Here is an 18694-nt window from a genome sequence, read left to right on the forward strand (position 1 = left end):
TCGCATCGCCCCGGAATGACGGACAATCAATTCTCGCTCGTCGCGTCCTTCAGCACCTTCTGCAGGGTGTCGCCCTGCATCCGCACGATGTCATCCTGGTACTTGAGCAGCGCGCCCAGCGTGTCGCCGACCACCTGCGGGGTCAGCGAGCGGGCGTCGAGCTCGGACAAAGCGGTGGCCCAGTCGATGGTCTCGGCGACGCCCGGCGACTTGTAGAAATCCTGGTTGCGCAGCGCCTGGACGAAGCGCACGACCTGCTGCGACAGTTTGGCGGAGATGCCGGGCACGCGGGTCTTGACGATCGCGAGCTCGCGCTCGGCAGCAGGGTAATCGACCCAGTGATAGAGACAGCGCCGCTTCAGCGCGTCGTGGATCTCGCGGGTGCGGTTGGAGGTGATGATGACGATCGGCGGATACGGCGCCTTCACGGTGCCGAATTCGGGGATCGTCACCTGGAAGTCGCTGAGGATTTCGAGCAGGTAAGCCTCGAACGCCTCGTCGGCGCGGTCGAGCTCATCGATCAGCAGCACCGGTGGGCCGGCGACATCGGGCTCCAGAGCCTGGAGCAGCGGCCGCTTGATCAGATAGCGGTCGGCGAAGATGTCGGAAGAGAGCTGCTCGCGATCGGTGTCACCGGCGGCTTCCGCCATCCGGATCGCGATCATCTGCGCGGCGCTGTTCCACTCGTAGACCGCCGACGATACGTCGAGGCCTTCATAGCATTGCAGGCGGATCAGCTTCCGCCCCAGTGCCGCCGACAGCACTTTTGCGATCTCGGTCTTGCCGACGCCAGCCTCGCCTTCGAGGAACAGCGGCCGGCCGAGGCGCAGCGAGAGATAGGTCACGGTGGCGAGCGACCGCTCCGCGAGGTAACCGCGCGAAGTCAGAAGTTCGAGCATCGCATCGACCGATGCCGGCAGGGCCGCTGAAGTCATGAAAGAGCCAGTCTCGCTATGCCCTCACCGGGGACAAGTTTGGGCCGAGGAGTGAGGAAGCCTCACTCCTTGGCGTTGGCGGCGTCGACGGCGCGCCGCGTCAGCACCCCGATGAGATGCGCGCGGTATTCGGCGCTGCCGTGGATGTCGCTGTTCAGGCCTTCCGCCGGCACGTCGATGCCGTCCAGCACCTTCGAGGAGAAGCGCTTCTTCAGGGCCTCCTCGAACGCGGTGACGCGGAACACGCCTTCGGAGCCTGCGCCGGTCACGGCGACCCGCACGTCCGACGGACGGCGGGCGACGAACACGCCCACCAACGCATAGCGCGAGGCCTGGTTGCGGAATTTGACGTAGGCCGCCTTCTTCGGCACCGGGAACATCACCTTTGTGATGATCTCGTCGGCTTCCAGCGCGGTCGAGAACAGGCCCTGGAAATACTCTTCCGCCTTGAGGCGGCGCTTGTTGGTGACGATGGTCGCGCCGAGCGCGAGCACCGCGGCCGGATAGTCCGCGGTCGGGTCGTTGTTGGCGAGCGAGCCGCCGATCGTGCCCTTGTGTCGCACGGCCGGATCGCCGATTCCGCCGGCAAGGCTCGCAAGCGCCGGGATCGCCTCGCCGACAATGGGGGAGCTCGCGACGTCGGCATGCTTGGCGGTGGCGCCGATCACAAGCGAGCGGCCCTTCATCTCGATCGTGTCGAGCCCCTCGATGTGGGAAAGATCGACCAGATGCGGCGGGCTCGCGAGCCGCTGCTTCATGACGGGAATCAGGGTGTGGCCGCCGGCGATCAACTTGGCGTCTTCGTTCTTCACCAGGAGATTGGCCGCCTGCCGCACGGTGCCGGGACGATGATATTTGAATTCGTACATCTGAATGTCCTGATCGCGAAATACGCGGGAGAATCGGTGCTAGGCGAGATCGGATTTCGCCATCGCCTTGGCGCCGGCGGCGATCGAGGCGACGATGTTCTGGTAGCCGGTGCAGCGGCAGAGATTGCCCTCCAGCTCCTCGCGAATGGTGTGGTCGTCGAGCTCGTGGCCCTTGCGATGGACGATGTCGATCGCGGTCATGATCATGCCCGGGGTGCAGAAGCCGCACTGCAGGCCATGGTGCTCGCGGAAGGCCTCCTGCATCGGATGCAGCGGCGCGCCGTCGGCAGCCAGCCCCTCGATCGTCTTGACCTCATGGCCGTCGGCCATCACGGCAAGCGTGGTGCAGGACTTCACGGCCTTGCCGTCGAGATGCACGACGCAGGCGCCGCACTGCGAGGTGTCGCAGCCGACATGGGTCCCGGTCAGCCGCAGATTCTCGCGCAGGAACTGCACCAGCAGCGTACGCGGATCGACGTTGGCCGTTACAGGATTGCCGTTCACGATGAGGGAGATTTTCGCCATAAGCACTCTCTATCAGCGCCCCGACGGGTCCCGTCGAAGCGGTTCTTATAATTATTCCAACCCATCATATGGGCCATTATGCCCCGGGGCAACATCACCCGGGACGCAAGGCGCCATGACGAAACGCGAGGGCCTTTAGCCCTGTACCGCCTTGGCGAAATTCGCGAAAAATTCGTCGGCCAGTTTCTTGGCGGCGCCGTTGATCAGGCGCTGGCCGAGCTGCGCCAACTTGCCGCCGATCTGCGCCTCGACGTCATAAGACAGCAGCGTGCCACCGTCCTTCTCGGAGAGCTTGACCGCTGCGCCGCCCTTGGCGAAGCCGGCCACCCCGCCCTCACCCTCGCCGGAGATCTTGTATCCGTTCGGCGGGTCGAGATCGCTGAGCATGACCTTGCCCTTGAAGCGCGCCGACACCGGGCCGACCTTCATCTTGGCCACCGCACGAAAACCGCCGTCGTCGGTTTTCTCCATCTCCTCGCAGCCGGGGATGCAGGCCTTCAGCACCTCGGGATCGTTGAGCTTGGCCCACACGGCATCGCGCGATGCCGCAAGCTGGACTTCGCCGTTCATTGTCATGGCCATGGGGCGCCTCCCGGGATCGCGAATTGTAACGCTGTTCAAGTAACGCACGGAGGCCGCAAAGGAAAGGGCGGCGCCCGGTCACGTGCAATGCATATTAGCAACCGCAAAAAGCTTGCGCGAACGGTTTTGGATTGGCAGACGCGGGCCATGGTGGTTAGGTCCCGCGCAACATGAGCACATCCCTCTCCCCCCTGCTCGCGCCGATGCTGTCGAGCGCCGCCATGCGCGCCGCCTGCGACGATCGGTCTACCCTGCAGAACATGCTCGATTTCGAGGCAGCTCTGGCGCGCGCCGAAGCCGCCACGGGCGTGATTCCCGAGGCCGCCGTGGCCTCGATCGAAGCCGCCTGCAAGGCTGATTCCTTCGACCTCGCGGCGCTGGCGGAGGCCGCGACAAGGTCCGGGAATCTGGCGATTCCCCTGGTCAAGACGCTGACCGCCAATGTCGCCAGGGCGGACAGCGAAGCCGCGCGCTACGTGCATTGGGGCGCGACCAGCCAGGACGTCATCGACACCGCCACAATGCTTACGCTTCGCGCCGGCATCGATGCGCTGGACATCGACCTCAGCCGCGCCATCAAGGGTTTTGCCGCGCTGGCGCGGGCCCATCGCAACACCGCCATGGTGGCGCGGACCTGGCTCCAGCACGCGCTGCCCATGCCGTTCGGACTGAAAGCCGCCGAGTATGCCGCAAGCCTCGCCCGCGCGCGCTGCCGCCTGCGGCGCCTTCGCCGCGAGGGTCTCGCGCTGCAATTCGGCGGCGCCGCCGGCACGCTGGCAGCCCTCGGCGACAAGGGCCTCGCCGTTGCCGAATGGCTCGCGCAGGAGCTCGATCTTCCTCTGCCCGAAGCCCCCTGGCACACCCATCGCGACCGGATCGCGGAGGCTGCATCGAGTTTTGCGATTCTCGCGGGAAGCTGCGGCAAGATCGCCCGCGACGTCTCGCTGATGATGCAGACCGATGTCGCCGAAGCCTTCGAGCCCGCCGGCGAAGGCCGCGGCGGCTCCTCCACCATGCCGCACAAGCGCAACCCGGTCGCGGCCGCAAGCGCGCTGGGAGCCGCGACCATGGCGCCGCAGCTCGCAGCGACAATCTTTGCCGCGCAGGTGCAGGACCACGAGCGCAGCGCGGGCCCCTGGCACGCGGAATGGCCGACGCTGCCGCAATTGATGCTAGTCGCCTCGGGCGCGCTCGCGGCGATCGTCGACATCGCCGAGGGGCTCGATGTCGACACGGTGCGCATGCGCAGCAATCTCGATGCGACGCATGGCCTGATCATGGCGGAGGCCGTCTCGATGGCGCTGGCCGAGAAAGTCGGCAAGAGCGACGCGCATCATCTCGTCGAGGCCGCGAGCAGGCGCGCGGTCGCCGAGAGGAAACACCTGCGCGAGGTGCTCGCAGCCGATCCACAGGTCACCGCGCAGCTTTCGCCGGAAAAAATTGCGGCATTGTTCGAGCCGATGGCCTATCAAGGGGCGTCGCAGGCCCTGATCGACCGCCTGCTCGACAGCCTCGACCGCGAATAGAACGGAGACGCCGCCATGCCCATGATCGATGCCGACGGTTGCCTGATCAACGTCTCCGTCGAAGGCCGCGACGGCGGGCCGACCCTGATGCTCTCCAATTCGCTCGGCTGCACGCTGCAGATGTGGGAGCCGCAGATGAAGGCGCTGACGCAGGTGTTCCGCGTCATCCGCTACGACCGCCGCGGCCACGGCAAGTCCAACGTGCCGCCGGGCCCCTATTCGATGGAGCGCTTCGGCCGCGACGTGCTCGCGATCCTCGACGATCTCAATATCGAGAAGGTGCATTGGTGCGGCCTGTCGATGGGCGGAATGGTCGGCCAGTGGCTGGGGGCCAACGCACCGGAACGCCTCGGCAAGATCGTCCTTGCCAACACCTCCTGTTACTATGCCGAGCCGACCAAATGGCTGGAGCGCATCCAGGCGGTGAAGGAAGGCGGCATAGCGGCGGTCGCCGATGCCGTGCTCGCCGGCTGGCTGACGGCCGATTTCCGCGAGCGCGAGCCGCAGATCACCGCGAACATGAAATCGATGCTGCTCGCTTCCCCGGTCGAAGGCTATCTCGCCTGCTGCGAGGCGCTGTCGACGCTCGACCAGCGCGCGCTGTTGCCGAAGATCAAGAGCCCGACGCTGGTGATCGCCGGCCGCCACGACATGGCGACGCCGATCTCGGCCGGCGAGCTGATCCGCTCAAACATTCCCGGCGCGAGCATGACCATCATCGACGCCGCCCACATTTCCAACGTCGAGCAGCCCCACGCCTTCACCGACGCGGTGGTCGGCTTCTTGACGCAACGCTAGCAACAACCGTCATTGCGAGGAGCGTAGCGACGAAGCAATCCAGACTGTCTCCGCGGACACATCTCTGGATTGCTTCGCTGCGCTCGCAATGACGGAGAGGAGGAAAGAAGATGGACGACCAGAAGCGCCGCGATGCCGGCATGAATGTGCGCCGCAAGGTGCTCGGCAATGCCTGGGTCGACAAGTCGATCGCGAACCGCAACGCGTTCAACACCGACTTCCAGGACCTGATCACCCGCTATGCCTGGGGCGAGATCTGGACCCGGCCGCATTTCGACGAGCGCACAAGGCGGGTGCTGGTGATCGGCACCATGGTGGCGCTCGGGCAATGGGACGAATTCCGCCTGCACGTGCGCGCAGCGCTCGCCGAGGGCGGCTTCACCCCCGACGACATCAAGGAAATCCTGCTGCAGCAGGCGATCTATTGCGGCGTACCGGCGGCGAACCACGCCGTGAAGGAAGCCTCAGCGATTGTGCAGGAGCTCGGCCTGCCCAAGAGCTAGCGGCGCGACGGCCTCAACGGCCCGCGGCGCCTCCGGCCGTTCGATCACCATCACGATCGCAGCACCGAGCAGCAGCAGCAGCTCGGTGGCATGCAGCCGGAGGGCGGCCATCTCGCCGACCTTCGACGCCATCACCATGCTGGCAAACGAGATCAGGCTGCCGATCGCGAGCGCGATGCCGAGCGCCTCATCGCTGCCGCCGCTTTTGCGGACGCGAGGAATGCTGAGCAGCGCGAGGAAAATCGCAAGGAAAGCCACCACGGTCAGCCGGCCGAGCGCCAGCAGCCAGGCGGCGCGCACGGTGCTCGTCCCGGCCATCTGGAGATGGTCGCTGAGGAACAGCGCGACCGCCACGCTCGGCCGCTCGTAGAGCCCGTGCACCGGCGCCACCATGATGTTGAAGGCGACGAGCGTCCAGGCCGGGATGAAATAGGCCGCCAGCAGCGCGCCGTTGACTGAGCCGATCCGCCAATTCCTGAACATGCCGCTTCCCGCTTCGTTTGCCGCAGGTCCGCGACGGACGGCGGCGATCTTGCCGGGAGCTAACTCGCATCAGACTGTGGCGGCAATTTAAACCCTTTATTTACCTTAACCGCCGCCGCGCTCGTCAATCCGCGGCGGTCCGCAGGACTGAACGATGGTGCGCAATTGCGCACCTGAGAATCCCGAGATTCCGGGTCTGGTTCTGACGCACCATCCTGGAATGGCGACGTGAAGGGATCACGAAGTTCGCGAAGCCGACACACCAAAGAAAGACCCCGCCTTTCGGCGGGACCTCTCCTACTCTCCATTCTACCGGGCTCCCAGTCTACCTGTTGTCCTGCTGGCCGCCCTGCTGGCCGGGCCGCTCGCCCTGGCGCATCGGATCCTGCTGCTGCTGTCCGGGTTTCTGGCCGCCGCCCTGCTGCTGCTGTCCGGGTTTCTGGCTGGGGTTCTGACTCTGCTGGCCCGGATTCTGGTTCTGCTGCTTCGTCATTCAGGGAACTCCCTTGTTGGACGTCAGAGGCGAGACAACGCCCGGCACCTATCTTGGTTGCCCGCGGAACCGGGTTCCTCCCACGAGCGGAACCAGGACGCGACATCCGTAACGAAATGACTCTGTACAAGCCTTTCTGCCAAGGCCTGGCCTGTTGCGGCGGCCAGTTCCCTCCTGTTAGAAAAACCAAACGAACGCTCAAGGGCTGCCGGGGCCCAAGAACTCTCGTGAAAGAGCTCCCTTTGAGCCGCGTCAGCTTTGGTACGGCAGTCCATGGATTATTTCGCGCAGCAGCTCATCAACGGCCTCGTGCTCGGCTCGATCTACGGCCTGATCGCGATCGGCTACACGATGGTCTACGGCATCGTCGGCATGATCAATTTCGCCCATGGCGACATCTTCATGATCGGCGGCTTCATCGCCCTCATCACCTTCCTGATACTGATCTCGCTCGGCCTGACGGCGATCCCGGTGATCCTGCTCGTGGTGCTGCTGGTCTCGATGGCGATCACGGCGCTCTATGGCTGGACCATCGAGCGCATCGCCTACCGGCCGCTGCGCCACTCCTTCCGTCTCGCGCCGATGCTGTCGGCGATCGGCATGTCGTTCGTGCTGACCAACTATTCGCAAGTGGCGCAAGGTGCGCGCGTCAAGCCGATCCCGCCCTTCATCACCGGCGGCTACACGCTGCATGAGAGCCCGGACGGCTTCGTGATCCAGCTCTCCAACATCCAGATCATGGTGGTGCTCACCACCATCGTGCTGCTGGCGATCTTCACCTGGCTGGTCTCGCGCACCCGGCTCGGGCGCGACATGCGCGCCTGCGAGCAGGACCAGACCATGGCCGCGCTGCTCGGCGTCGACGTCGACCGCACCATCTCCATGACCTTCGTGATCGGGGCAGCGCTCGCCGCCGTCGCCGGGCTGATGTACCTGCTCTACTACGGCCTGGTCGATTTCTTCATGGGCTTCGTCGCCGGCATCAAGGCGTTCACGGCAGCCGTGCTCGGCGGCATCGGCTCGCTGCCGGGCGCGATGCTGGGCGGCCTTGCGATCGGCCTGATCGAGACGTTCTGGTCGGCCTATTTCTCCGTGGAGTACAAGGACGTCGCGGCGTTCTCGATCCTGATCGTCGTGCTGATCTTCATGCCGACCGGCCTGCTCGGTCGTCCCGAAGTCGAAAAAGTCTGACGGACCATGCCGGCCAAACCCACAACGGGCATCCTCTCCATCCTGAAAACCGCCGTCGTCAACGCACTGATCGCGCTGGTGCTGTTCTCGCTGATGGTCGGCATCCGCACCGAGGCCGGCTCCGACGGCCAGCTCACCTACTGGATGCGCTTCGGCGAGCTCGCATCCCTCGTCGCCGTCGTGTTCGGCGGCTCGATCGTGATCGAGCTCCTGCGGCAGTGGATCGGTCCGAGCGGCACCGAGAAGCTCGTGCCGCCGGCGGTGCAGAGCGGAATGGCGTTCGTCGGCCGCTTCCTCGCGCCGGCGCTCCTGATATTCGCCCTGCTGGTGCCGGTGATCTTCTATAACCAGCGCTACATCCTCGACCTCGCGATCCTCGTCCTCACCTATGTGATGCTGGGCTGGGGGCTGAACGTGGTGGTCGGGCTCGCCGGCCTGCTCGATCTCGGCTACGTCGCCTTCTATGCGGTGGGCGCCTATTCCTATGCGCTGCTCGCCACCAATTTTGACTGGTCGTTCTGGATCTGCCTGCCGCTCGCCGGCATTCTCGCCGCCCTCTGGGGCGTGATGCTCGGCTTCCCGGTGCTGCGGCTACGCGGCGACTATCTCGCCATCGTCACGCTCGCCTTCGGCGAGATCATCCGCCTCGTCATCATCAACTGGCAGGAGCTGACGGGCGGGCCGAACGGCGTCCCCGGCATCCCGCGTCCCACGCTGTTCGGCATCCCGCTCGACAACAGCGACGACGGGCTCGCCGCCAGGCTCGGCATCGAATACTCGCCGACGCACCGCATCGTCTTCCTGTTCTACCTGATCCTGGCGCTGGCCCTGCTCACCAACTGGGTGACGATCCGCCTGCGCCGCCTGCCGATCGGACGCGCCTGGGAGGCGCTGCGCGAGGACGAGGTCGCCTGCCGCGCGCTCGGCATCAATACCACGACCACGAAGCTCACGGCGTTCGCGACGGGCGCGATGTTCGGCGGCTTGGCGGGGGCGTTCTTCGCCACGCGCCAGGGCTTCATCAGCCCGGAATCCTTCACCTTCCAGGAATCGGCACTGGTGCTCGCCATCGTCGTGCTCGGCGGCATGGGCTCCCAACTTGGCGTCGCGCTCGCCGCGCTCACGATGATCGGCGGCTTCGAGCTGTTCCGTGGGCTCGAGACCTATCGCATGCTGGTGTTCGGCATGGCGATGGTGCTTATCATGATCTGGCGGCCACGCGGCCTGATCGGCCACCGCGCGCCGACGGTGTATCTGACCAAGGCGAAGGCGATCTCCTCCGACCTCGTCAAGGAAGGGCACGGATGAGCGGCGAGAAGATCCTAGGGGTCGACCAGCTCACGATGCGCTTCGGCGGCATCGTCGCCGTGCACGATCTGTCCTTCGCGGCGGAGCGGCGCAAGATCACGGCGCTGATCGGGCCCAACGGCGCCGGCAAGACCACCGTGTTCAACTGCATCACCGGCTTCTACAGGCCGACCGGCGGCGCCATCCGTCTCACCCACGACGACGGCAAGCAAATTGCGCTGGAACGGCTGAACGATTTCCGCATCGCCAAGCAAGCCAAGGTCGCGCGCACCTTCCAGAACATCCGCCTGTTTCCCGGCATGACGGCGCTGGAAAACCTGATGGTGGCGCAGCACAACGCACTTATGCGCGCCTCCGGCTTCACCTTCCTCGGCCTGATCGGCGTGCCCACCTACCGCAGCGCGGAAGTTCACGCCATCGAGCTCGCCACCGAATGGCTGAGACGGGTCAACCTGCTCGACCGCGCCGACGATGCCGCCGGCAACCTTGCCTATGGCGACCAGCGCCGGCTCGAGATCGCGCGCGCGATGTGCACCGAGCCCGCGCTGCTGTGCCTCGACGAGCCCGCCGCCGGTCTCAATGCGCGCGAGAGCGCCGCCTTGAGCGAACTGCTGCTGTCCATCCGCGACGAAAAGGGCACCTCGATCCTCCTGATCGAGCACGACATGTCGGTGGTGATGGAGATCTCCGACCACATCGTGGTGATGGACCACGGCGTCAAGATCGCGGAAGGCTCACCCCGCGAGGTCCGCGACGATCCCAAGGTGATCGCCGCCTATCTCGGCACCGACGAGGAGGAGGCGATGGCCGTGATGGAGAGCGGGTCGTGACCTCTCCCCTGCTCGCGATCCGCAGCCTGCGCGCCGCCTACGGCAAGATCGAGGCGCTGAAGGGCGTCGATGTCGAGATCAATGCCGGCGAGATCGTCGCGCTGATCGGCGCCAACGGTGCCGGCAAGTCGACGCTGATGATGACGATCTTCGGCAAGCCGCGCGCCCGCGCCGGCCAGATCCTCTACGAGGGCCGCGACATCACCGACGTCCCTACCCACGCGATCGCGCATTTGCGCATTGCGCAATCGCCTGAGGGGCGGCGCATCTTCCCGCGCATGAGCGTCGCCGAAAACCTCCAGATGGGGGCCGACGCCACCGGATGCACGGAGGCGGAGCGGGACGCGACGCTCGAGCGCGTGTTCACGCTGTTTCCGCGGCTGAAGGAACGCTACGCGCAGCGCGGCGGCACACTGTCCGGCGGCGAGCAGCAGATGCTGGCGATCGGCCGCGCCCTGATGAGCCGCCCGCGCCTGCTCCTGCTGGACGAGCCCTCGCTCGGGCTCGCGCCGCTGATCGCGCGCCAGATTTTCGACGCGATCCGCACCCTGAACCGGCAGGACGGCCTGACAGTGCTGATCGTCGAGCAGAACGCCAACCACGCGCTCAAGCTCGCCCATCGCGGCTACGTCATGGTCAACGGCCTGATCACGCTGGCCGGAACCGGCGCGGAGTTGCTGCAGCGCGCCGAGATTCGCGCCGCCTATCTGGAGGGCGGCCGGCATGGCTGACGCCTTCAAGGGCGGCCGAATGCGGCGAGATATCGTCGCCCCTGCCCGTATTTTGCCGGTGACTTCTCGGCAAATTCATTCGAGAATGTCACCGGCTTGCGCCGGGCCTACCCGGCAACTTCCCCCAAGCGAGCACCCACGAGGTATCTCATGAAAACACTGAAGCTGATCGGTCTGGCATTCGGCGCTTCGATCGCGCTATCGAGCGCGGCGTTCGCGCAGGACGTCACAATCGCAGTCGCAGGCCCGATGACCGGCGGCGAGTCCGCCTTCGGCCGCCAGATGAAGAACGGCGCCGAGATGGCCGTGACCGACATCAACGCCGCAGGCGGCGTCAACGGCAAGAAGCTCGCGCTCGATGTCGAGGACGACGCCTGCGATCCGAAGCAGGCACGCTCGGTCGCCGAAAAGATCGCCGGCGCGAAGATGCCGTTCGTCGCCGGGCACTACTGCTCCTCGTCCTCGATCCCGGCCTCGGAGGCCTATGCCGACGGTAACGTCCTCCAGATCACGCCGGCCTCGACCAACCCGCTGTTCACCGAGCGCAAACTGTGGAACGTGGCGCGTGTCTGCGGCCGTGACGATCAGCAGGGCCTGATCGCGGCGCAGTACATCGCCAAGAACTTCAAGGGCAAGAACATCGCAATCCTCAACGACAAGACCACCTACGGCAAGGGTCTTGCCGACGAGACCAAGAAGGCGCTCAACAAGGCCGGCATCACCGAGAAGATGTACGAGTCCTACAACAAGGGCGACAAGGACTTTAACGCGATCGTCTCGCGCCTGAAGCGCGACAACATCGATCTCGTCTATGTCGGCGGCTACCACCAGGAGAGCGGCCTGATCCTGCGCCAGATGCGCGACCAGGGCCTCAAGACGATCCTGATGGCCGGCGACGCGCTCGCCGACAAGGAGTACGCCTCCATCACCGGCCCGGCCGGTGAAGGCACGCTGTTCACCTTCGGCCCCGACCCGCGCAACAAGCCGACCGCGAAGAAGATCGTCGAGGCCTTCAAGGCCAAGGGCATCGATCCCGAGGGCTACACCCTCTACACCTATGCCGCGATGCAGGTCTGGTCGCAGGCGGCCAAGAAGGCCGGCACCACCGACGCCAAGAAGGTCATGGCGGCGATGAAGGGCGGCAAGTGGGACACGGTGATCGGCCCGATCGAGTATGACGCCAAGGGCGACATCAAGCAGATCGACTACGTTGTCTACAAATGGGATGCCAAGGGCGGCTACGCCGAGATCGTCGGCGGCGGCACCTGAGGCCCGCGTGAAACGGGCTGCCAATCCCGGATTGGCCGCCCTTCAAGCCCCTGCAATCAAGACAGCGCCCCGGCTTGCCGGGGCGTTTCTTTTTGCAGTGCAATCAAACCGCCGCCTGCTCCTCGCCGCTCGCGGCGGCCTGGGCCATCCGAAGCGCCTGCAACAGGTCGTTCGGCCGGAACGGCTTCTGCAGGCAGACCACATCGGCGAGATGGGGCGACTGCTCCATGAAATCGAGCGCCGTCATTCCGGATACCGCGACGATCGGCATCTCCGGCGCGCGCTCGCGAAGGGTCGCAATGACGTCGACGCCGCTCGTATCGCCGAGGAAAATGTCCACGATCGCCGCGTCGAAGGGGGCTTCGGCGAAGGCTTTCATGCCGGCCGCACCGCTATCGGCCTCCACGACCTCAAACCGATTGACCCGGAGCACGATCGCGACCATCGCGCGCACGTTCTTCTGGTCGTCGATGACGAGAACGCGGGGCATGGGAACTCCCGTATCCTGAAATCAAAGATCGCCTGATTCAAATCTGGAACCGGACGCAGCGGGAGGGCATTATGACACCGCTCAGTAAAGCGCATCTTACCTGGTCCCGTTCCGAGTTCCCGCCAGAATTAAGTAAGCTGTAACCTTCGGTTGAGTCGCGGTCGCATCCGTTCGGATACGCGCCCAGAACCGGCTACCATGGATGTAAAGCTGCCGGGTCAAGCGGAATTGGCGGGAATGGTCAAAACCGGTCTGCACGAGGTGAACGTGCCTGCGATCGATCGAAGCACATTTCTTTCGACGCTGCCGGCGACACCGCGCGACCGCACCGCAGCATTGGTGATCGTCGGTATTTCCGCGGTTCTGTTCGCGCTGGCCGTGCCGTTTGCCGGCGTGCCGCTTGAACGCATGCCGGCCTTCATCGCCAGCTACCAATCCGCTCTCGCTGTCTGCGACGTCATCACTGCAGTCCTGTTGTTCTCGCAATTTGCGGCGTTGCGGACCCGCGCACTGCTGTGGCTTTCGAGCGGCTATCTGTTCACAGCGACAGCCGCCGTGGTCCACGCGCTCAGCTTTCCCGGCCTTTTCGCGCCGAATGGGCTATTTGGGTCCGGCCCGCAGACAACCGCCTGGCTCTATATGATCTGGCACGGCGGCTTTCCACTGTTCGTGCTGGCCTATGTCTGGTGGAAGGGGGTGAACGGCGGGATAGAAGTCTCGGGTTCGACGCGAAACGCGATCATCGGCAGCTTGCTCGGTGTCGGCGCAGCAGTGACGGCCCTCACCTGGATCGTCACCGCGTGGCACGGTCTGCTTCCGGCACTGTTGAAGGAAGGCGGCGGCTTCACGACGGCGCAGGTGGGCGTGATCTCGTTCGTGTGGTCTTTGAGCTTTGCCGCCCTGATCGGTTTGTGGTTCAGGCGGCCGCATACGGTGCTCGACGTCTGGCTTATGGCAGTGATGTGCGCCTGGCTGTTCGATATCGCCCTCTCGGGGATCTTCAACAGTGCCCGCTTCGATCTCGGCTTCTACGCCGGCCGCCTCTACGGCCTCTGCGCCGCAATCTTTGTGCTCGCGGTGCTGCTGGTGGAGAACGTCCGCCTCCAGGCCCAGATGGCGGGGGTGGTCGGCAAGCTGCGTCGGCAGTCGAACTCGGAGCGGGACTATCACGCCGAGCGCGAACGGCTCTTTACCGCCGTCGTCGAATCCTCCAACGACGCCATCATCACCAAGTCGCTCGACGGCACCATCACGACCTGGAACCACGCTGCCGAGCGCGTCTTCGGCTACTCGGCGAACGAGGCGGTCGGGCGTCCCATCGACATCATCGTCCCGGGGGAACTGCACGACGAGATCAAGGAACTCCTGGCTCGCACCCGCAACGGCGAGGTCATCGACCAGCAGGAAGCGGTGCGGATGAACAAGAACGGCCAGCAGGTCGATGTCATGCTCAGCCAGTTCCCGCTGCGATCGACCGACGGCAAGATCATCGGCGCCTCGAAGGTCGCCCGCGACATCACCGAACGGAAGCGGACGGAGACAGCCCTCAACCGCGAGATCGAGGAGCGTCAGCGCATCTTCGAGACCTCGCAGGACCTGATCCTCGTCACCGACGGCTACGGCAATTTCGTCCAGGTCAGCCCGAGCGTCACCGACATCCTCGGCTTCAAGCCGGAGGACCTGATCGGGCACAGCGCGACCGAGTTCATTCATCCCGACGATCTCGAGAAGACGCGCAACGAGATGCGCGCGGCCCGCCGCGGCCAGATCAAGCGCAGCTTCGAGGCGCGCTACTACCACGACGACGGTCACGAGGTCACGCTGAACTGGATGGGCACCTGGTCGGAGCCCGTGAAGCGCCATTTCTTCATCGGACGCGACCTGACCGAGAAGCAGGCCGCCGAGGCCCAGTTCAGGCAGGCGCAAAAGATGGACGCGATCGGCCAGTTGACCGGCGGCGTCGCCCATGACTTCAACAACGTGCTGACCGTCATCACCGGCACGATCGGCATCCTCTCGGATGCCGTGGCCGACCGTCCCGAGCTTGCCGCCATCACCAAGCTGATCGACGACGCCGCCGAGCGCGGCGCACAGCTGACCAAGCATCTGCTCGCCTTCGCCCGCAAGCAGCCGCTCCAGCCGCGCGAGATCGACGTCAACGCGCTGGCACTCGAGGCCGCCAAGCTCCTGCATCCGACACTCGGCGAGCAGATCACCATCACACCTCAGCTCACCGAGGATGCCTGGCCGGCGCTGGTCGATCCGAACCAGCTCACCACGGCGATCCTCAATCTGGCCTTGAATGCGCGCGACGCCATGCCCGACGGCGGCACGCTGGTGCTGGAGACCCGCAACGTCTTCCTCGACGACGGCTATGCCAGCATGAATGCCGACGTCGCGGCCGGCAGCTACGTGATGATCGCGATCAGCGACACCGGCAGCGGAATTCCCGCGGAACTGATCGATCGGGTGTTCGATCCGTTCTTCACCACCAAGGAGGTCGGCAAGGGCACTGGCCTCGGTCTCAGCATGGTGTTCGGCTTCGTCAAGCAATCCGGCGGTCACATCAAGATCTACAGCGAGGAAGGTCACGGCACGAGCGTGAAGATCTACCTCCCGCGCTCGAGCGGCGTGCAGGAGAGCGAGTACGAGGCGCTCCAGAACGTGCCCATCGCCGGCGGCGACGAGAAGATCCTGATCGTCGAGGACGACGCCCTGGTACGACAGTATGTCGTGACCCAGATCAAGAGCCTCGGCTATGCCGCGCTCGAAGCCGCCAATGCGGCCGAGGCGCTCACCATCATCGATGCCGACGGCGGCATCGACCTGCTCTTCACTGACATCATCATGCCGGGCGCCATGAACGGCCGTCAGCTTGCCGATGAGGCAGCCCGCCGGCGTCCGGACCTGAAGACGCTGTTCACCTCGGGCTACACCGAGAACGCCATCGTTCATCACGGCCGGCTCGATTCCGGCGTGCTGCTGCTGGCCAAGCCCTACCGCAAGACCGAGCTCGCCAAGATGATCCGGACGGCGCTCGCCAGTTGAGCGCGGGTTACGCGTGCGCTATCGCTTTCGGACCGGTCGCCTGCAGCGCATGGAGTGCCGTCCTTGAAAAACCTTCTCACCGATATCGCCGGCGTTCGCGTCGGTCATGCCGACGACGCCAGGCTCGCCTCGGGTACGACCGCGATCATCTTCGATTCCCCGGCGGTGGCGGCGATCGACGTCCGCGGTGGAGGACCCGGCACGCGCGAAGTCTCGCTGCTCGATGTCGCCAACACGGTCGAGCGCGTCGACGCGATCGCGCTGTCCGGCGGCTCCGCCTTCGGGCTCGATGCCGGCGGCGGCGTCCAGGCCTGGCTCGCCGAACAGGGCCGGGGTTTTCGGATCCGCGAGGCCGTGATCCCCGTCGTGCCCGGCGCGATCGTGTTCGATCTGCTCAATGGCGGCGACAAGGCCTGGGGCCGCTTTTCGCCCTATCGCGACCTCGGCTACGCCGCGGCCGCTTCCGCCGGCACCGACTTCGCGCTCGGCAGCGTCGGCGCCGGCCTCGGTGCCACCACGGCCACCTTCAAGGGCGGGATCGGCTCGGCGTCGGCCGTGACCGCGAACGGCGTCAAGGTCGCGGCGATCATGGTGGTCAATGCGGTCGGCAGCGCCACCGTCGGCGACGGACCCTGGTTCTGGGCCGCGCCCTTCGAGGAGGACGGCGAATTCGGCGGACGCGGCCTGCCGCCAAAATTTACGCCCGACATGCTGGCGATGCGCATCAAGGGCGGCCCGGCCGCAAGCGCGCGCGAGAACACCACGATCGGCCTCATCGTCACCGATGCCATCCTGACCAAGGCGCAGGCCAAGCGGCTCGCGATGATCGCGCAGACCGGATTTGCCCGTGCCATCTATCCGGTGCATGCCCCGCTCGACGGCGACGTGCTGTTCGCGGCAGCCACTTGCGAGAAGCCGATCGAGCCGCTGGTCGAGCTCACCGAGCTCGGCATGGTCGCCGCCAACGTGGTCGCGCGCGCAATCGCGCGCGGCGTCCACAGCGCAACCGCGCTGCCGTTCGCGGGTGCGCTGCCGGCGTGGAAGGATCGGTTTGGCGCGTAGCAAGAACGCGCCTCTCCCGTCACGCGTCATCGCCCGGCGAAGACCGGGCGATCCAGTATTCCAGAGACAGCGGTAATTGAACCGAGAAGCCGCGGCGTACCGGATGCCGGCATGACACCATCAATTGGCGTAGAGGGCGCCCTACGCTCACACGCTCATTGACATCGAAGAGGCCGTGGACCCCGCGGAAGCCTGCGCCTGGCGCTGCATCATCTGCTCGAACCAGTTATAGGGCGAATTGCCGACGCCTGACGCGCTGGAGGCGCCAGGGACCGTCGTCGACATCTTGAAGCCGTCGGCATAGGTGACGGTGGTGGTGGTCGAGCCGTCGGCGTTGGTCGTCGTGGTCGAGGTCGACCCGCCGCCCGATTGCGACGACGAATCCGAGCCGCTGCCGGACGCATCGCCCGAGCCGCTCGCGCCCTGGGCGTGGTGGTGGCCGTGATGGCCGCCCTTCAGCGCCTTCGACATCTCATCGAGGCTGACGCTGCCGTCGGAATTCGCGTCCAGCTTCGAGAACACATCGTCCGCCTGCGCCAGATTGGTGCCGCCCGCTCCAAGCGCGTTCTCGAATTCGGACTTGGTGATCTTGCCGTCGCCGTCCGCATCGATCTGCGAGAACAGGTCCTTCAGCGCAGCATCGCGGCTCGTCGACGTCGAGGACGTCGCGCTCGACGAATTCGAGCTGGTCGCGCTGCTTGCGCTGTCCGACGACTGGCTTTGCGCGAAGATCAGCGCGCTCATCGTCTCCGGCGAGATCTGCGCGCAATTGCCCGAGTTGACCGACGAGGTCGCGCCGCTGGTCGTGCTGCTCCCGCTGTCGATCGCGAACGGATTGGTCGCGCCCTGCGAGGAGCCCGACTTCTGGGTCGACGATGACGATTTCGAGCTCGTCAGCAACTGGAGCGCGTCGAGCGCAGTCGAAACGGCACCGAGGGCGAACAACATTGCACAACTCCAACCGATGCGGCATGCCGCGGCCAATGTTCTCCGAATAAGTCAGCAAGCGACGTGCCAGCACGAAAAGCTCAATGAAATCCGGCTCGGCCGCGCCTTGCGAAACCCGGGAACATCGGCAATTCATGCCGCAGGCGGCAGAATTTTCCGCCCACAGGAAGCACCCCTCCCCTGCATTGCCCGGCGCAAACGCCCATGTTAGGCGAGGCCTCACCTCTTACGGCCGCCACGGGAAACAGCACCCATGACCCAAGCTTTCAGCCCCCGCCCCCTGGCGATCGCGCCCTCGATCCTGGCCTCGGATTTCTCCAGGCTCGGCGAAGAGGTCCGCGCGGTGGACGCCGCCGGCGCCGACTGGATCCACCTCGACGTGATGGACGGGCACTTCGTTCCCAACATCTCCTACGGCCCCGACGTCATCAAGGCGATGCGCCCGCACACGAAGAAGATCTTCGACGCCCATCTGATGATCTCGCCCTGCGATCCCTATCTCGAGGCCTTCGCGAAAGCCGGCTGCGACCACATCACCGTGCATGCCGAGGCCGGCCCGCACCTGCACCGCTCGCTCCAGGCGATCCGCGCGCTCGGCAAGAAGGCCGGCGTCTCGCTCAATCCGGCGACGCCGATCAGCGCGCTCGAATACGTCCTCGACCTGATCGACCTCGTGCTGGTGATGTCGGTGAATCCCGGCTTCGGCGGCCAGGCCTTCATCCCCTCCGCGATCGGCAAGATCGGTGACATCCGCGCGATGACGGCGGGCCGCCCGATCGACATCGAGGTCGATGGCGGCGTCGGCCCTGACGTTGCGGGCGCGCTGGCCGCGGCCGGCGCCAACGCTTTCGTCGCCGGCACCTCGGTGTTCAGGGGCGGCACGCTGGAGGCCTACAAGACCAACATCGCCGCGATCCGCAACGCAGCGCTCGGGGCGCGCGGCGAAGCGATCTGAGCCGCATCAGGCTCGGCATGTGCGATGCATGAGCTGCAGCTCTTGCTGCTGTGCGGCGTGCAATCCTTACAATTGCAACCTAAATCCGTACTCATCCGGACTTCCCTGATTCGCGCAAATCACTGCAAGTGAGTCCTGCCTGTTTTGG

General features: G+C 65.4%; 19 protein-coding genes. 11 read left to right on the forward strand and 8 right to left on the reverse strand.

Features of this window, described 5'->3' with window-relative positions; genetic code table 11:
* Nucleotides 1-26 precede the first annotated feature (26 nt).
* From AYJ54_RS25625 to AYJ54_RS25640, 4 genes are all read right to left on the reverse strand, one after another.
* Entirely contained in the window at nucleotides 27-935 is a 909-nt protein-coding gene (locus tag AYJ54_RS25625) for an AAA family ATPase (protein WP_063703151.1), read from the reverse strand.
* Nucleotides 936-997: 62 nt separating this feature from the next.
* Nucleotides 998-1804, reverse strand: coding sequence for an FAD binding domain-containing protein (locus AYJ54_RS25630; RefSeq protein ID WP_063703153.1), 807 nt, complete (start codon nucleotides 1802-1804; stop codon nucleotides 998-1000).
* 39 nt (nucleotides 1805-1843) lie between these two features.
* Nucleotides 1844-2329 (reverse strand): (2Fe-2S)-binding protein, encoded by a 486-nt coding sequence (locus tag AYJ54_RS25635; protein WP_063703155.1) that lies wholly within the window; start codon nucleotides 2327-2329, stop codon nucleotides 1844-1846.
* A gap of 135 nt (nucleotides 2330-2464) precedes the next feature.
* On the reverse strand, nucleotides 2465-2911 hold the full coding sequence (locus AYJ54_RS25640) for an SRPBCC family protein (RefSeq protein WP_063703157.1): 447 nt from the start codon (nucleotides 2909-2911) through the stop codon (nucleotides 2465-2467).
* A gap of 170 nt (nucleotides 2912-3081) precedes the next feature.
* On the opposite strand from AYJ54_RS25640, the gene AYJ54_RS25645 reads away from it, so the two are divergent.
* From AYJ54_RS25645 to AYJ54_RS25655, 3 genes are all read left to right on the forward strand, one after another.
* Nucleotides 3082-4437 carry a 3-carboxy-cis,cis-muconate cycloisomerase gene (locus tag AYJ54_RS25645; protein ID WP_063703159.1) on the forward strand — a complete coding sequence of 452 codons (1356 nt, stop codon included), beginning with the start codon at nucleotides 3082-3084 and terminating at the stop codon, nucleotides 4435-4437.
* A 15-nt stretch (nucleotides 4438-4452) separates the two neighbouring features.
* Nucleotides 4453-5235: a 3-oxoadipate enol-lactonase gene (pcaD, locus tag AYJ54_RS25650; protein ID WP_063703161.1), complete on the forward strand. Its 783-nt coding sequence runs from the start codon at nucleotides 4453-4455 to the stop codon at nucleotides 5233-5235.
* Between the two features lie 110 nt (nucleotides 5236-5345).
* Complete coding sequence (locus AYJ54_RS25655; RefSeq protein WP_063703163.1) at nucleotides 5346-5738, forward strand: carboxymuconolactone decarboxylase family protein; 393 nt, start codon at nucleotides 5346-5348, stop codon at nucleotides 5736-5738.
* Here the strand turns inward: AYJ54_RS25655 and AYJ54_RS25660 are convergent.
* Entirely contained in the window at nucleotides 5700-6221 is a 522-nt protein-coding gene (locus AYJ54_RS25660; RefSeq protein WP_063703165.1) for a hypothetical protein, read from the reverse strand. The two genes, AYJ54_RS25655 and AYJ54_RS25660, sit on opposite strands and share 39 nt — an antisense overlap.
* 325 nt (nucleotides 6222-6546) lie before the next feature.
* Nucleotides 6547-6714 (reverse strand): hypothetical protein, encoded by a 168-nt coding sequence (locus tag AYJ54_RS51400; protein ID WP_201724255.1) that lies wholly within the window; start codon nucleotides 6712-6714, stop codon nucleotides 6547-6549.
* 273 nt (nucleotides 6715-6987) lie between these two features.
* Between AYJ54_RS51400 and AYJ54_RS25665 the strand changes: the two genes are divergently transcribed.
* From AYJ54_RS25665 to AYJ54_RS25685, 5 genes are all read left to right on the forward strand, one after another.
* Nucleotides 6988-7905 (forward strand): ABC transporter permease subunit, encoded by a 918-nt coding sequence (locus AYJ54_RS25665; protein WP_063703166.1) that lies wholly within the window; start codon nucleotides 6988-6990, stop codon nucleotides 7903-7905.
* A gap of 6 nt (nucleotides 7906-7911) precedes the next feature.
* Entirely contained in the window at nucleotides 7912-9213 is a 1302-nt protein-coding gene (gene livM, locus AYJ54_RS25670) for a high-affinity branched-chain amino acid ABC transporter permease LivM (protein ID WP_063703167.1), read from the forward strand.
* Complete coding sequence (locus tag AYJ54_RS25675; protein ID WP_063703168.1) at nucleotides 9210-10043, forward strand: ABC transporter ATP-binding protein; 834 nt, start codon at nucleotides 9210-9212, stop codon at nucleotides 10041-10043. Before livM ends, AYJ54_RS25675 begins: the two co-directional genes overlap by 4 nt.
* Entirely contained in the window at nucleotides 10040-10774 is a 735-nt protein-coding gene (locus AYJ54_RS25680) for an ABC transporter ATP-binding protein (protein WP_063703170.1), read from the forward strand. The genes AYJ54_RS25675 and AYJ54_RS25680 overlap by 4 nt, the downstream gene beginning before the upstream one ends.
* Before the next feature lie 150 nt (nucleotides 10775-10924).
* Entirely contained in the window at nucleotides 10925-12043 is a 1119-nt protein-coding gene (locus AYJ54_RS25685; RefSeq protein WP_063703171.1) for a branched-chain amino acid ABC transporter substrate-binding protein, read from the forward strand.
* A gap of 103 nt (nucleotides 12044-12146) precedes the next feature.
* Here AYJ54_RS25685 and AYJ54_RS25690 read toward each other — a convergent pair whose 3' ends face one another.
* On the reverse strand, nucleotides 12147-12533 hold the full coding sequence (locus AYJ54_RS25690; RefSeq protein WP_063703173.1) for a response regulator: 387 nt from the start codon (nucleotides 12531-12533) through the stop codon (nucleotides 12147-12149).
* A gap of 237 nt (nucleotides 12534-12770) precedes the next feature.
* Between AYJ54_RS25690 and AYJ54_RS25695 the strand changes: the two genes are divergently transcribed.
* Nucleotides 12771-15581 (forward strand): PAS domain S-box protein, encoded by a 2811-nt coding sequence (locus AYJ54_RS25695; protein WP_063703174.1) that lies wholly within the window; start codon nucleotides 12771-12773, stop codon nucleotides 15579-15581.
* 63 nt (nucleotides 15582-15644) lie between these two features.
* Nucleotides 15645-16643: a P1 family peptidase gene (locus AYJ54_RS25700; RefSeq protein WP_063703388.1), complete on the forward strand. Its 999-nt coding sequence runs from the start codon at nucleotides 15645-15647 to the stop codon at nucleotides 16641-16643.
* 147 nt (nucleotides 16644-16790) lie between these two features.
* Here the strand turns inward: AYJ54_RS25700 and AYJ54_RS25705 are convergent, their stop codons facing one another.
* Entirely contained in the window at nucleotides 16791-17591 is an 801-nt protein-coding gene (locus AYJ54_RS25705) for an EF-hand domain-containing protein (RefSeq protein WP_063703176.1), read from the reverse strand.
* A gap of 253 nt (nucleotides 17592-17844) precedes the next feature.
* On the opposite strand from AYJ54_RS25705, the gene rpe reads away from it, so the two are divergent.
* Nucleotides 17845-18546, forward strand: coding sequence for a ribulose-phosphate 3-epimerase (rpe, locus tag AYJ54_RS25710; RefSeq protein ID WP_063703178.1), 702 nt, complete (start codon nucleotides 17845-17847; stop codon nucleotides 18544-18546).
* Nucleotides 18547-18694: the final 148 nt, after the last annotated feature.

Origin of the sequence: Bradyrhizobium centrolobii (assembly GCF_001641635.1) — a bacterium.
GTDB lineage: Bacteria > Pseudomonadota > Alphaproteobacteria > Rhizobiales > Xanthobacteraceae > Bradyrhizobium > Bradyrhizobium centrolobii.